The sequence below is a fragment of the Mesorhizobium sp. B2-4-19 genome, assembly GCF_006441315.1.
Classification (GTDB): domain Bacteria; phylum Pseudomonadota; class Alphaproteobacteria; order Rhizobiales; family Rhizobiaceae; genus Mesorhizobium.
On the sequence record NZ_VFUV01000003.1, the window covers coordinates 218,622 to 231,709 of the forward strand.

General features: G+C 62.9%; 12 protein-coding genes. 6 read left to right on the forward strand and 6 right to left on the reverse strand.

What is annotated here, in order from left to right; translation table 11 throughout:
- Positions 1 to 19 precede the first annotated feature (19 nt).
- Together FJ546_RS07150 and parC are read right to left on the reverse strand one after the other, a co-directional pair.
- The gene (locus tag FJ546_RS07150) at positions 20 to 1,237 is read right to left on the reverse strand and encodes an AI-2E family transporter (RefSeq protein ID WP_140888686.1); all 1,218 of its coding nucleotides are present in this window, start codon (positions 1,235 to 1,237) and stop codon (positions 20 to 22) included.
- 228 nt (positions 1,238 to 1,465) lie between these two features.
- Positions 1,466 to 3,718 carry a DNA topoisomerase IV subunit A gene (gene parC / locus FJ546_RS07155; protein ID WP_140888687.1) on the reverse strand — a complete coding sequence of 751 codons (2,253 nt, stop codon included), beginning with the start codon at positions 3,716 to 3,718 and terminating at the stop codon, positions 1,466 to 1,468.
- Here parC and FJ546_RS07160 point away from each other — a divergent pair.
- Together FJ546_RS07160 and FJ546_RS07165 are read left to right on the forward strand one after the other, a co-directional pair.
- Positions 3,674 to 4,048: a hypothetical protein gene (locus FJ546_RS07160; protein ID WP_140888688.1), complete on the forward strand. Its 375-nt coding sequence runs from the start codon at positions 3,674 to 3,676 to the stop codon at positions 4,046 to 4,048. The two genes, parC and FJ546_RS07160, sit on opposite strands and share 45 nt — an antisense overlap.
- Positions 4,045 to 5,235: a hypothetical protein gene (locus FJ546_RS07165; RefSeq protein WP_140888689.1), complete on the forward strand. Its 1,191-nt coding sequence runs from the start codon at positions 4,045 to 4,047 to the stop codon at positions 5,233 to 5,235. Before FJ546_RS07160 ends, FJ546_RS07165 begins: the two co-directional genes overlap by 4 nt.
- Before the next feature lie 117 nt (positions 5,236 to 5,352).
- Here FJ546_RS07165 and aspS read toward each other — a convergent pair whose 3' ends face one another.
- Positions 5,353 to 7,143 (reverse strand): aspartate--tRNA ligase, encoded by a 1,791-nt coding sequence (gene aspS / locus FJ546_RS07170; RefSeq protein ID WP_181167864.1) that lies wholly within the window; start codon positions 7,141 to 7,143, stop codon positions 5,353 to 5,355.
- A 287-nt stretch (positions 7,144 to 7,430) separates the two neighbouring features.
- Here aspS and FJ546_RS07175 point away from each other — a divergent pair, with 287 nt between their 5' ends.
- The 3 genes from FJ546_RS07175 (at position 7,431) to rnd (ending at position 10,250) form a co-directional block, all read left to right on the forward strand.
- Entirely contained in the window at positions 7,431 to 7,712 is a 282-nt protein-coding gene (locus FJ546_RS07175; protein ID WP_246686771.1) for a hypothetical protein, read from the forward strand.
- Between the two features lie 66 nt (positions 7,713 to 7,778).
- On the forward strand, positions 7,779 to 9,023 hold the full coding sequence (locus FJ546_RS07180; protein WP_140888691.1) for an MFS transporter: 1,245 nt from the start codon (positions 7,779 to 7,781) through the stop codon (positions 9,021 to 9,023).
- A gap of 75 nt (positions 9,024 to 9,098) precedes the next feature.
- Positions 9,099 to 10,250: a ribonuclease D gene (rnd, locus tag FJ546_RS07185; RefSeq protein ID WP_140888692.1), complete on the forward strand. Its 1,152-nt coding sequence runs from the start codon at positions 9,099 to 9,101 to the stop codon at positions 10,248 to 10,250.
- Positions 10,251 to 10,352: 102 nt separating this feature from the next.
- Here rnd and FJ546_RS07190 read toward each other — a convergent pair whose 3' ends face one another.
- From FJ546_RS07190 to guaB, 3 genes are read right to left on the reverse strand one after another with little or no spacing between them, the layout of a single operon-like run.
- A complete protein-coding gene (locus FJ546_RS07190; RefSeq protein WP_140888693.1) occupies positions 10,353 to 10,772 on the reverse strand; it encodes an MAPEG family protein in 420 nt (139 codons plus the stop codon).
- A 25-nt stretch (positions 10,773 to 10,797) separates the two neighbouring features.
- The gene (locus FJ546_RS07195) at positions 10,798 to 11,421 is read right to left on the reverse strand and encodes a hypothetical protein (protein ID WP_140888694.1); all 624 of its coding nucleotides are present in this window, start codon (positions 11,419 to 11,421) and stop codon (positions 10,798 to 10,800) included.
- The gene (gene guaB, locus FJ546_RS07200; protein ID WP_010915551.1) at positions 11,372 to 12,874 is read right to left on the reverse strand and encodes an IMP dehydrogenase; all 1,503 of its coding nucleotides are present in this window, start codon (positions 12,872 to 12,874) and stop codon (positions 11,372 to 11,374) included. Before guaB ends, FJ546_RS07195 begins: the two co-directional genes overlap by 50 nt.
- Positions 12,875 to 12,913: 39 nt before the next feature.
- Here guaB and FJ546_RS31115 point away from each other — a divergent pair, with 39 nt between their 5' ends.
- Positions 12,914 to 13,063 carry a hypothetical protein gene (locus FJ546_RS31115; RefSeq protein WP_181167842.1) on the forward strand — a complete coding sequence of 50 codons (150 nt, stop codon included), beginning with the start codon at positions 12,914 to 12,916 and terminating at the stop codon, positions 13,061 to 13,063.
- The last annotated feature ends 25 nt before the right edge of the window (positions 13,064 to 13,088 follow it).

A 13,088-nucleotide genomic window follows, 5' to 3' on the forward strand; every position in this document is an offset into this window, starting at 1 on the left:
CGCAAGTTGCGTTTCGGGATCAGGCGCTGGCCTTCTTCGCCACGCCGGGTTCCGGCAGGATTTCGATCTGCGGCGGCCCGCCTTCGATTTCGGCTGCCGAGTCGGCGGTCAACTCGTCGACCAGTTCCACCTCGCGCAGCCACTCGCGCCAGATGGCGACCAGCAGCGCCATCAGCACCGGGCCGATGAACAGGCCGAGGAACCCCATCGTCTTGACGCCGCCGATGAGGCCGAAAAAGGTCGGCAGGAAGGGCAGCTTTATCGGCCCGCCGACGAGCTTCGGGCGCAGTGTCTTGTCGACGATGAACAGTTCGACGGCGCCCCACAGGAACAGCGCCAGACCGGCCATGGGCGAGCCGCTGGCGGCCAGATAAATCGAGACAAGGGTGAAGGACAAAGGCGCCCCGCCGGGGATGAGCGCCATGACGCCGGTCAGGGCGCCAAGCGTCACCGGCGACGGTACCCCGGCCAGCCAGTAGGCGATGCCCAGCACCAGCCCCTCGCCGATGGCGATGACGGTCATGCCGGTCACCGTCGAGGAAATGGTCGCCGGGACGACGCGCGAAATCCGCTCCCATCGTGTCGGCAGGATGCGTTCGCCCAGGCGATCGACCTGGCCGGCAAAATGCTCGCCGTCGCGATAGGCGAAGAACAGGGCGATCATCATGAACAGCAGCGTCAGGAGCAGCCCAAAGGCACTGCCGCCGGCGGCGAGCGCGCCGCGATAGATGCTGCCTATGTTTGCGCCGCTGATCAGCTGGATCAGTTCACCAATGCCGCCGGGATGACCAAAATTGGTCGTCCATTGCTCGTTCAGCCAGTCGCCTACGACAGGCATGGTCGCGATCCAGCGCGGCGTCACGGCCCCATGCCGATTGGTCTCGATCGCCCAGCCGACCCACTCGCGCACCTCGTTGATGGCGTAGGTGCCGGCAAGCGCGATCGGGATCACCAGAAAGGCGAGGATGAACAGGATGGCCAGAGTGGCGGCGATGGTGCGGTTGCCGCCGACGCCAGCCAGCAGCCGCTGGTAAAGCGGCCAGCTGGCGAAAGCGATGACAAGTGCCGCCAGCACCGGGAACAGGAAACCGTGGAAGAAATAGACGCCGGCGGCGACGATCAGCACCAGCAGCCAGCGCGCCGCCGACAACGGCGGAATGACAGCCGACCGCAGCGGCGTCGACAGGCCGAACAGGCGCTGCTGCCGTTCCGGTTTCTGGATCCTGGATTCCTTCAAACGCCCGTCTCTCCCAAACACCTTTCCCCGTTTATGCACTGATATAGTGCAGCAATCGTGACGATACTCCAAATGCCCTGGAATCTGCCCCCTTGAGGGGGAGATGGCCGGCAGGCCAGAGGGGGTTGCCGCGTAAAGCGCCAGCGTTCTCTGCTCAAAGTATCAGGTCGCGTCCGTTCGACCCCCTCTGTCGCCTTTGGCGACATCTCCCCTCGAGGGGGAGATCAGCTACCCGAATTTGCCCGTCCTCGGGAAACCCTTCGGCACCATGCGGCCGGCCGATGCCCGGGCGCCGAGCCATTCGGCCAGCTCCTCGCGCGACCTTGTGAAGGTGCGGTCGGCCGAATCCTGCCAGGACAGGCCCGTCTCCAAGCTGAACGGCTTGAGATCGAGCAGGCCGCCATCCTTGTATTTCTGCAGCCGCACGCCCTTGCCGCGACCCATCTCGGGAATTTCGGAAAGCGCGAACACCAGCATTTTCCGGTTCTCGCCGACGATGGCGAGGTGATCGCCGGTGACCGGCATGCAACGCTTGGCCTCGTCCGGCGCCTTGACGTTCATCACCTGCTTGCCCTTGCGGGTGTTGGCGACCACTTCCTCCTCCGGCACGATGAAGCCATTGGCGTCATAGGAGGCCAGCAGCAGCTTGCGCTTCGGATCGTGGACGAAGGCGGTGACGATGTCTTGGTCATTGTCCATGTCGACGATGATGCGGATCGGCTCGCCATGGCCACGCCCGCCCGGCAGCCGGTCGGCGCCGATTGTGTAGAACTTGCCGCCGGTGGTGAAGACCAGCACCTTGTCGGTGGTCTGCGCGTGGAAGGCGAGCTTGAGACTGTCGCCTTCCTTGAAGGCCAGCGTCGAAAGGTCGGCCAGATGCCCCTTCATCGCCCGCAGCCAGCCTTTTTCCGAAACCACCACGGTGACCGGCTCGCGCTCGATCATGGCGTGCGCGATGTCGGTCAGGTCGTGCTCGGGTGCATCGGCGAACTGGGTGCGGCGCTTGCCGAGTTCGGTCTCCGGGCCGAACTTGTCGCGGATGTTGGTGACTTCCCACTTGATCGTCGACCATTGCTTGGCATCGGACGCCAGCAGCGCCTCGATCTGCTTCTTCTCCGCGCTCAGGCCATCGAATTCCTTGCGGATCTCGAATTCTTCCAGCTTGCGCAAGGCGCGCAGACGCATGTTGAGGATGGCCTCGGCCTGGTTGTCGGTGAGCGACCAGCGGGCCATCATCACCTGCTTGGGCTCATCCTCCTCGCGGATGATCTTGATCACCTCGTCGATGTTGAGATAGGCGATCAGGTAGCCGGCAAGGATCTCCAGCCGTCTTTCGATCTCGCCCAGGCGATGTTTCGAGCGGCGGATCAGAACGTCGCGGCGGTGGTCGAGCCATTCCTGCAGCACGCCCTTCAGCGACAGGACGTTGGGCACCTTGCCGCGCGACAGCACGTTCATGTTGAGGGGGAAACGGCTTTCAAGCTCGGTGAGCTTGAACAGCGATTCCATCAGGATGCCCGGATCGACGGAACGGCTCTTCGGTACCAGCACGACGCGGATATCCTCGGCGCTTTCGTCCCTGATGTCCTCGAGCAGCGGCAGTTTGCGGGCCATCAGCAGTTCGGCGATCTTCTCGATCAGCCGCGCCTTCTGCACGCCATAGGGAATTTCGGTGACGACAATGCTCCAGGTGCCCCTGCCCTGGTCCTCCTGGCTCCATTTCGACCGCACACGAAAACCGCCGCGGCCGGTCTGGTAGGCTTCGAGGATGGAAGCGCGGCTGTCGACGATGATGCCGCCGGTCGGGAAATCCGGACCCTGGACGAAATCCATCAGCTTCGACACTGGCGCATCGCGATGCTCGATCAGGTGCAATGCGGCGTCGCAAAGCTCGGCCGCGTTGTGCGGCGGGATCGATGTCGCCATGCCGACCGCGATGCCGGACGAGCCGTTGGCCAGCAGGTTCGGGAAGGCGCCGGGGAGCACCACCGGCTCCTCGTCCTCTTCATTGTAGGTCGGCCGATAGTCGACGGCATCCTCGGTGATGCCGGACAACAGTTCGGTCGCCACATCGGTCATGCGCGCTTCGGTATAGCGCATGGCGGCGGCGTTATCGCCGTCGATGTTGCCGAAATTACCCTGCCCGTCGACCAAGGGATAGCGCATCGAAAAATTCTGCGCCAACCGCACCAGCGCGTCGTAGATCGACTGGTCGCCATGCGGGTGGAACTTACCCATCACCTCGCCGACGATGCGGGCGCATTTGGCAAAACCCTGGTCGGGGTTAAGCCTGAGCAGCCGCATGGCGTGCATGATGCGGCGGTGGACCGGCTTCAGCCCATCGCGAACGTCGGGCAGCGCCCGGTGCATGATGGTCGACAGCGCATAGGCCAGATAGCGCTCTTCCAGCGCCTTCTTCAGATCGACCGGCTCGATATGATCACCACCGCCATTTTCAGGCGGCAAAAGCCTTTTTCCCATGGGCTGGGACTAGCCGAGCGGGCGATTCGCGGCAAGAGCCCTGCAGATATACCCGCCGTTGTGCAACATGAAACCGTATGCCTGGGGATGTCGACCAACATCAGCCTGTTACAACAGGCCTTTATGGCCAAGCGTGATGATATCGGGCAACCGGCTCTTCATGACAAATTCACCGGTTTGCGCCAAGACGGTGGGATCGAGTTTGCCTTTCACTGTGATTTTCGACCATGGTACCGGGATACGCCTTTTTCCCGTCCAGTTCGTCACGGAATGGTGATGGCGCAAAGAATTGAAAACAATTTCAGGACACTCTCAGGGACCTTGCGATGACAATCAAACGCTCAACTCTCCGGAAATTCGCTCTTTCAACCTTCTTGTTCACACTGCCGCTGAATGCGGCCCTTGCCCAGGATGCCGCGGTTGCCGACCGGCTGAAGGCGGCGCTGGCTGCCCAGGGCGTCGACATCTCCTGGACCGGGGTGACCGGCGACAACACCAGCATGGTGCTGCAGGGCGTTGCCATCAAGCCGGCGGCGGAAAAGGAAGCCCTCACCATCGGCGACGTCAAACTCGAGAACGTGACCGCGGCCAATGGCGGCTTCGATATCGGCACCGTCTCGACCTCGGCCTTCGAGCACGCCAAGGACGGCGTCACCCTCAACCTCAGCCCCTTCGTCATCCATGACATGGTGGTTCCGGCCGATGGCGCCACCGGCCCGCTGGGCTCGCTGATGATGTACAAATCCGCCGAACTCGCCAACATGACTGTCAAGGTCGCCGACAAGATCGCCTTCTCGATGGACGGGCTTGCCATCCAGATCACGCCGCCCGCGGACGGCAAGGCGATGGAATTCACCGGCAATACGGAAAAATTCACGGCCGATCTCTCGCTGGTCGACGACCCCAAGTCCAAGGAGGTCATCGATGCGCTCGGCTACCAGAACATTTCGGGCAATCTCGCAATGGCCGGAACCTGGCAGCCCTCGGACGGCAAGATGGAACTGTCGAAATACGACATCTCCGTCGAGAATGCCGGCACGCTCGGCATGACCTTCGACCTCGGCGGCTACACGATCGACTTCATCAAGTCGCTGCAGGAAATGCAGAAGAAGATGGCCGCACAACCGGCAGGCGCGGACAATTCGGCGCAAGGCATGGCCATGCTCGGCCTGTTGCAGCAGCTTTCCTTCAACAGCGCCTCGATCCGTTTCGACGACGATTCACTGACCGGCAAGGTGCTGGAATATGTCGGCAAGCAGCAAGGCATGTCGGCCAAGGACGTCGCCAACCAGGCCAAGGCGATCGTGCCGTTCGGCATGGCGCAGCTCAACAATCCGGAGCTGACAGCGCAGGTGACCGCGGCAGTCAGCAAATATCTCGACGACCCGAAGAGCCTCGAAATCTCGGCCGAGCCGCCGGCCTCGGTGCCGTTCGCGCTGATCATGGCCGGCGCCATGTCCAACCCGCTCGACCTGCCGAAGACGCTCGGCGTCAGCGTCAAGGCGAACGAAGACTGATCGAACGGCCTCAGATTACAAAAATAGCCCGGCAGCGATGCCGGGCTATTTTTTTGGATTATCGAGTCAAGAGAATCGGTTCGGGAGGGTTTTTAAAGTACCGCTCGAAACTCGCGATCAGGCGTCCTTCCTAGTCGGGGCGACACGCAGTGCCAGTTCGCGAAGCTGCTGCGGGCTTGCTTCCGACGGCGCGCTCATCAACAGGTCGTAGGCCTGCTGGTTCATCGGGAACATGGTGATCTCGCGCAGGTTCTTGGCGCCGACCAGCAGCATGACGACGCGGTCGACGCCGGCCGCCATGCCGCCATGCGGCGGCGCGCCATACTGGAAGGCGCGGTAAAGGCCGCCGAAGCGTTCCTCGACGGTCGCACGGTCCAGTCCGACCGTCTCGAACGCCTTGACCATGGTTTCAGGCAGATGGTTGCGGATGCCGCCTGATGCAATCTCGAAACCGTTGCAGACCATGTCGTACTGGAAGGCCTTGATGCCGAGCAGATCCTCGCCGTTCAGCGCATCGATACCGCCCTGTGGCATCGAGAACGGGTTGTGGGCGAAGTCGATCTTCTTTTCCTCCTCGTTCCATTCGAAGAACGGGAAGTCGACGATCCAGCACAATTCGAAGCGCTCGCGGTCGACGAGATTCAGTTCCTCGCCAGCGCGCGTGCGGGCCGCACCAGCGAAAGAAACGAACTTCCTGGGATCACCGGCAACGAAGAAGGCGGCATCACCGTCGGCAAGGCCGAGCTGCTGGCGGATCGCCTCGGTGCGCGCCTCGCCGATGTTCTTGGCGAGCGGGCCAGCGCCTTCGAGCTTGTCGCCCTCCTTGCGCCAGAAGATGTAGCCCAGCCCCGGCTGGCCCTCGCCCTGCGCCCAGGAATTCATGCGGTCGCAGAAGGCACGGCTGCCGCCGGTCTTGGCAGGAATGCCCCACACCTCGGCCTTCGGGTCGTTGGCCAGGATGTTGGCGAACACCTTGAAGCCGGAATCGCGGAAATGATCGGAGACGGCTTGCATTTCGATCGGGTTGCGCAGGTCCGGCTTGTCGGTGCCGTATTTGCGCATGGCGACATCGTAGGGAATGCGCTGGAACTTCTGCGTCACCGGCTTGCCGTTGGCGAAGGCCTCGAAGACGCCCCGCATCACCGGTTCCATGGTCGACAGCACGTCGTCCTGTTCGACAAAGCTCATTTCCAGGTCGAGCTGGTAGAATTCGCCCGGCAGACGGTCGGCGCGCGGGTCCTCGTCGCGGAAGCACGGCGCGATCTGGAAATAGCGGTCGAAGCCCGACACCATGATCAGCTGCTTGTACTGCTGCGGCGCCTGCGGCAGCGCGTAGAACGTGCCGGGATGGATGCGCGACGGCACCAGGAAGTCGCGGGCCCCCTCAGGCGACGAAGCCGTCAGGATCGGCGTCGAGAATTCGGTGAAGCCGACATCGGTCATGCGCTTGCGCATCTCGGCAATGATCTTGGTGCGTGCCACGATGTTCCTGTGCAGCGTGTCGCGGCGCAGGTCGAGGAAACGGTATTTCAGCCTGATGTCCTCGGGATAGTCCGGCTCGCCGAACACCGGCAGCGGCAGTTCCTTGGCCGCCGACAGCACCTCGATCTCGCGGGCGAAGATCTCGATCTCGCCTGTGGGCAGGTTGGCGTTGGTGGTCTCGGGCAAGCGCGCCTTGACCTCGCCATCGACGCGGATGACCCACTCGCCGCGCACGGTCTCGGCGACCTTGAAGGCAGGCGAATCGGGGTCGGCGACGATCTGGGTCAGTCCGTAATGGTCGCGCAGGTCGATGAACAGCAGGCCGCCATGGTCGCGCACGCGATGCACCCAGCCCGACAGGCGAACGGAAGAGCCGACGTCGCTCTTTCTCAACTGGGCACAGGTATGGCTGCGGTAACGGTGCATTGTCATTGGTAAAGTCCGGGGTGCTGGGTGGCAGGCCAAAGCATCGAAGCCCGGCCCAAAATTTGCGCGAAAAGCGCATGGGAGCCTGGATTTGTCAAGGCAAGGAGACGTTGGGCCGTATCCAGGTTCGACCGTCAGGGCTCAAGTCTTTGCCGGCCTCCACGCATTGCCGCTGGACGTGTTCCTGAGACAACGCATTTATCAAGCGATCTGGTATCAAGCGACCTGGAGACGCCCAGTGCCAAAACGCACTCCCACCGGGCATTGGGCCACACAATGGCCGCGAGATGGAACTGATGCTTCAGGGCGACAAGCCAATGGCCTTGTTCCAGGCCGAACCGGGCATGGATTCCGACGATATTGGCGACGCGGACTTTGAACCGTTTGTCAAAGACGGCCGTATCCTTAGGTTCACTACCATTGATTCTGGAACCTCGGTGGAAGAGCGACGCTATTGTCGCCGACGCAGGAGTGGCGCTGCAAGCTCAGCTTGCTTGAACGACTGCTTCCCAGGCCAGGACGAATTCGCCATGGAATGCAATGGCCTGCCCCCGTCAATGCCGGCCTAGATTTGCCGCTGGCATTGACGAGGGTAATGGTTCAAGAAGGGATCACCGATATGTGACCGCCTTTTCATGTCCTCCATCCGCCCGCTGATCCCGCTTCTTCTGGCCGCAGGCATCCTGCTCGGCGGCAACGGGCTGCAAAGCACGCTGATCGCACTGCGCGGCGCGCAGGAGGGGTTTTCCGCTTCCGACATCGGCCTGATGGGCACCTTCTATTTCGCCGGCTTCCTGCTCGGCTGCCTGGCCATTACCCGCATCATGAAGGCGGTCGGCCATATCAGGGCGTTTTCGGCACTGGCCGCCATTGCATCGGTCGGCACTCTGCTGTTGGTGCTGGTGCTCGATCCGGTGATGTGGTGCGCCGTGCGCTTTGCCGGCGGCTTCTGTTTCGCCGGGCTGTTCACCATCGTCGAAAGCTGGCTGAATTCCGGCGTCACCAACAAGGATCGCGCCCGCGTGCTGGCGATCTACCGGATGGTCGACACCGGCTCGGTGACATCGGCCCAGTTCCTGATCCCGGTCTTCGGCGCCGGCGGCTTCACCATCTTCGCCATCATGTCGATCATGATCACGCTGTCGCTGGTGCCGGTCTCGCTCGGCGACCGCTCCAACCCGACACCGCCGGAGGAGGTCAAGCTCGACCTGGCGCGCGTCTGGCGCATTTCGCCGCTCGGCTGCTTCGGCTGCATCGCCGTCGGCGTCACCAACAGCGCCTTTCGCACGCTGTCGCCGGTCTATGCCGAACAGATCGGCATGTCGGTCGCCGATGTCGTCACCTTCGTCAGCGTCGGCATTTTCGGCGGCGCCATCATCCAGTATCCGCTCGGCTATCTCTCCGACCGCTGGGACCGGCGCCGGGTGCTGTTGCTGACGACCTGCTGCGCTATGCTTTCAGCCCTGGCGCTGGTGTTCATCGCCGGCAGCAATCCGCTGCTCAACTTCATCATCATCTTCATCTTCGGCTGTTTCGCCATGCCGCTCTATTCGCTGTCGGCGGCGCATTCCAACGACCGCGCCGGCACCGGCGAGTTCGTGCTGATCAATGCGGCGCTGATGCTGTTCTACTCCTTCGGCGCCATCGGCGGCCCTTTCGCCGCCTCGACAGTGATGCAGCATTTCGGGCCGAGTGCGCTGTTCGTGTTCAGCGCCACCGTCTATGCGATCTTCATCGCCGTCATCCTCTACCGCATGCAGGCACGCTCCGGCGTGCCCGTGGGCAAGCGCAGCCGCTTCATCGCGCTGTTGCGCACGTCGACCGTTTTCGCGCGGCTGGCCAGGCGCAATGGCGATTCCGATGGCCCGGGAAGCGCATGACGGAAGCGCCAAAGCTTGACGAAAGCTTTCCCGGCTGAAATCTAGGAAGACCTTACTCCTGCCAAAAGCGATTTGATGCACGTCATCACCACCCAGAAAGAACTCGAGACCGTTCTCGCCGCTTTCGAAAAGTCGGATTTCGTTACCGTCGACACCGAGTTCATCCGCGAAACGACCTTCTGGCCGATCCTGTGCCTGATCCAGATGGCGGCGCCCGGCGTCACCGCGCTGATCGACCCGCTGTCGCCCGACATCAATCTCGCCCCGTTCTTCCGGCTGATGGCCAACGAGGCCGTGGTCAAGGTCTTCCACGCAGCGCGCCAGGACATCGAAATCATCGTCCATCTCGGCGATCTCGTGCCACACCCGGTGTTCGACACGCAGGTCGCGGCCATGGTCTGCGGTTTCGGCGACAGCGTTTCCTACGATCAGCTCGTGCAGCGCATCACCGGGGCCCGGCTCGACAAGTCGTCTCGCTTCACCGACTGGCGCCACCGGCCGCTGTCCGACAAGCAGCTCGATTACGCGCTCGCCGACGTCACCCATCTGATCGAGGTCTATCAGCATTTGAGCGCCGAACTGGTGCGGGAGAACCGCGCCCACTGGCTGAACGAAGAGATGGATGTTCTGACCTCGCGCGAGACCTACGATCCGCATCCCGAAGACGCCTGGAAGCGGCTGAAGATGCGGCTGCGCAAGCCGCAGGAACTGGCGATCGTGCAGGCCGTGGCGGCATGGCGCGAACGTGAGGCGCGCGAGCGCGACGTGCCGCGCGGCCGCGTGCTCAAGGACGACGCGATCTACGAGGTGGCGCAGCAGGCGCCGCGCGACACGGCCGCCCTCGGCAAGCTGCGCACGACGCCCAAGGGCTGGGAGCGCTCCTCGACGGCGACGGCCCTGCTTGGGGCGGTCAACACCGCGCTGGCCTTGCCCAAGGAGCAGATGCCGAAACTGCCGAAGAATTTCCAGCCGCCGGAAGGCTCGAGCGCCGCGGCTGAATTGTTGAAAGTGCTGCTCAGGATCGTCGCCGAAAAGCAGGGCGTGGCCTCGAAGGTGCTGGCCTCCAGCGATGACATCGACCGCATCGCCGCCGAAGGCGAGGACGCCGATGTGCCGGCACTGCAGGGCTGGCGGCGCGCCGTGTTCGGCGAAGCGGCGCTGAAGCTGGTGCGGGGCGAGATCGGGATAAAGTTCGACAAGCGTAAGATAGCGGTGTTCGATCTCTAGAGGCTTTCTAGCCAATGCGTTCGGATCAGGACGAGAACCGGCGATACGAGGCGATCGACGCATTGCGTGCGTCGAGGGCCGCAACCCCTGCGTGACCCCGCCTCAGACGATGCCAAGCAGGTGCAGCGCGAACCAAATCCAGGCCAGCGCCAACACCACCGCACCGGCGAAGAAAGAACGGCTGCGCAGCCGCAGATTGTTGCTGGTCAGGTGAACCCAGGCATGAAAATAGCGCGTCAGGACGAAAATCCACGCCAGCGCCAAGGTCAGATAGTTAACGCCGTTGGTGACGTGGAGCGTCAGGCACAGCACGTAGAAAAGCACCGGCAGTTCGAACTGATTGCAGAGATTGGCGGCAACGGTGATGCTGGACGCCGGCTCGGTCGAGCGGGCCTTGTACTGTCCGACCTTGGCCTCACCTGATTTGATTGCGCCATATCTGCGGCGCCCCAATACGCCGTAGACGATGTAGACCAGAGCCACATGCGCTAGAACAGGCCAGAAGATCGTCGTCTGGTTCATGATATTTCCCCTGCCCTGATCGGCTTCAGGCCTGGCGTCTTTGGCCCACCAGCCAGAAAGCGGCAATGACGACCACCGGGATGGCGAGAAGCGCGAATTTGGTGATGATCAGAGCCGAAGCGAAAGACAGTGAATCCGGGTTGGCCGACAGGAAGTCGGACAGAAGCCGCGCCACGGCGATGTTCTGGGCATAGTCGGCCAGCGTGTAGGGAAGCACCAGAACCAGCGCGAAGATCGACTGCACCTGCCCGGGAAGCTCGCGAAAGTTCTGCAGGCGCCGGCCGGTGGCCAGGACCAGGCTCATCAAGGTCAGCGACAGCAGAGCCGGGAACAACAGATCGAAGGTCAGATAGTGCCAGACCAGAATGATCTCGCCGCCGCGCCGCCCGAGCGCCGTCAGCCAGGCCATGCCTTCGTCGGGCGTGAAGCCGAAATAGCGCATGTCGAGCGACGGCAGGCCGCCGCTCAACTGGCGGAAATAGAAGAATTCCATCACCGTCATGGCGATGAAAACCGCCGCCGACAGGAAACACAGTGCGGCCGCGTGGCGGGGCAGCCGCAGGACCGTCGCGGTCAGGCTCCGGCCGAGCCCGTATTGTTCAGGCTCCGCCGGGATAGTTCGGGCTTTCGCGGGTAATCGTGACGTCATGGGCGTGGCTTTCACGAAGTCCGGCGTTGGATATGCGCACAAAAGTGGCGCGCTCGCGGAAATCGGCAAGGTCGCGGCCACCGACATAACCCATAGCGGCTTTTAGCCCGCCCGCAAGCTGGTGCAGCACGCCAGACACAGGTCCTTTGTATGGGACCTGGCCCTCAATGCCTTCCGGGACCAGTTTGAGGGTATCGCGCACCTCGGCCTGGAAGTAGCGATCGGCCGAGCCGCGCGCCATGGCGCCGACCGAACCCATGCCGCGATAGGCCTTGAAGGAGCGACCCTGGTGCAAATAGACCTCGCCCGGGCTCTCATCGGTGCCGGCCAGCAGCGAGCCGATCATGGCGGCACTGGCGCCGGCTGCGAGCGCCTTGGCGAGATCGCCGGAATATTTGATGCCGCCGTCGGCAATCACCGACACACCCGATTTGTGCGCCGTCTCGACGGCGGACATGATGGCTGAAAGCTGCGGCACGCCGACACCGGCGACGATGCGGGTGGTGCAGATGGAGCCCGGGCCGATGCCGACCTTGACGGCGTCGGCGCCGGCGTCGATCAGCGCCTGCGTGCCTTCCGCGGTGGCGACGTTACCGGCCAGGATGCGCACCGAGTTGGAGAGTTTCTTGGCGCGCGTGACGGCGTCGAGCACGCGCTGCGAATGGCCGTGCGCGGTGTCGATGACCAGAAGGTCGACGCCGGCGTCGATCAAGCGCTCGGCGCGCTCGAAGCCATCGTCGCCGACGCTGGTGGCGGCCGCCGCGCGCAGGCGTCCTTGCGCATCCTTGGTGGCGTGCGGGTTGAGCTGCGACTTCTCGATATCCTTGACGGTGATCAGGCCGACGCAATTGCCCTGCTTGTCGACAACGACCAGTTTTTCGATGCGGTGCTGGTGCAGAAGCCGCTTGGCTTCGTCCTGGTCGACATTCTCCTTGACCGTGATCAGGTTCTCGCGGGTCATCAACTCATAGACCTTCTGCGCCGGGTCGGAGGCAAAGCGCACGTCGCGGTTGGTCAGGATGCCGACCAGCCTGCCGGTCTTGTGGCCGCCAGTGCCGCCATTCTCGACCACCGGAATGCCCGAGATCGAATAGGTTCGCATCAGCGACAGCGCATCGGCGAGCGTGGCGTCCGGACCGATGGTGACCGGATTGACCACCATGCCGGATTCGAATTTCTTCACCTGCCGCACCTGCTCGGCCTGTTCGGCCGGCGAGAAATTGCGGTGGATGACGCCGATGCCGCCGGCCTGGGCCATGGCGATGGCAAGACGCGCCTCGGTGACGGTGTCCATCGCGGCAGAGAGGATCGGCACGTTGAGATCGATGTCGCCTGCGATGCGGGTGCGGACATCGGTTTCGCCGGGCATGACCTCGGAGTGACCCGGCTGCAAAAGCACGTCGTCAAAGGTCAGCGCCAGTGCGCCTGTGGACGTTTCGATGATTTTTGCCATGGCCAGCCCTTTAGAATGCGGAAAAAGCGCTGGACCGGAATGGACAGCGCCGACTCTCATCTTCCCTTTCAGGATTGGCGCTGGCTGGTAACACGTCGCGGCGCGGATGAAAAGCCGATCGTTGCATTGCACAACGGCGTCTTCGACCATTTGATTGCGCTACCCACGGTTGCGGTCGCACAAAAGTGACAGCAATTTAACACGACATCGGTGT

What these genes read in the sequence shown, in the direction of transcription:
- FJ546_RS07195 (WP_140888694.1), bottom strand. Translation starts at nt 11,421, where the DNA reads ATGACGTCACGATTACCCGCGAAAGCCCGAACTATCCCGGCGGAGCCT.
- guaB (WP_010915551.1), bottom strand. Translation starts at nt 12,874, where the DNA reads ATGGCAAAAATCATCGAAACGTCCACAGGCGCACTGGCGCTGACCTTT.
- FJ546_RS07175 (WP_246686771.1), top strand. Translation starts at nt 7,431, where the DNA reads ATGGAACTGATGCTTCAGGGCGACAAGCCAATGGCCTTGTTCCAGGCC.
- FJ546_RS07190 (WP_140888693.1), bottom strand. Translation starts at nt 10,772, where the DNA reads ATGAACCAGACGACGATCTTCTGGCCTGTTCTAGCGCATGTGGCTCTG.
- FJ546_RS07180 (WP_140888691.1), top strand. Translation starts at nt 7,779, where the DNA reads ATGTCCTCCATCCGCCCGCTGATCCCGCTTCTTCTGGCCGCAGGCATC.
- rnd (WP_140888692.1), top strand. Translation starts at nt 9,099, where the DNA reads ATGCACGTCATCACCACCCAGAAAGAACTCGAGACCGTTCTCGCCGCT.
- parC (WP_140888687.1), bottom strand. Translation starts at nt 3,718, where the DNA reads ATGGGAAAAAGGCTTTTGCCGCCTGAAAATGGCGGTGGTGATCATATC.
- aspS (WP_181167864.1), bottom strand. Translation starts at nt 7,143, where the DNA reads ATGCACCGTTACCGCAGCCATACCTGTGCCCAGTTGAGAAAGAGCGAC.
- FJ546_RS07160 (WP_140888688.1), top strand. Translation starts at nt 3,674, where the DNA reads ATGATCACCACCGCCATTTTCAGGCGGCAAAAGCCTTTTTCCCATGGG.
- FJ546_RS31115 (WP_181167842.1), top strand. Translation starts at nt 12,914, where the DNA reads ATGGACAGCGCCGACTCTCATCTTCCCTTTCAGGATTGGCGCTGGCTG.
- FJ546_RS07165 (WP_140888689.1), top strand. Translation starts at nt 4,045, where the DNA reads ATGACAATCAAACGCTCAACTCTCCGGAAATTCGCTCTTTCAACCTTC.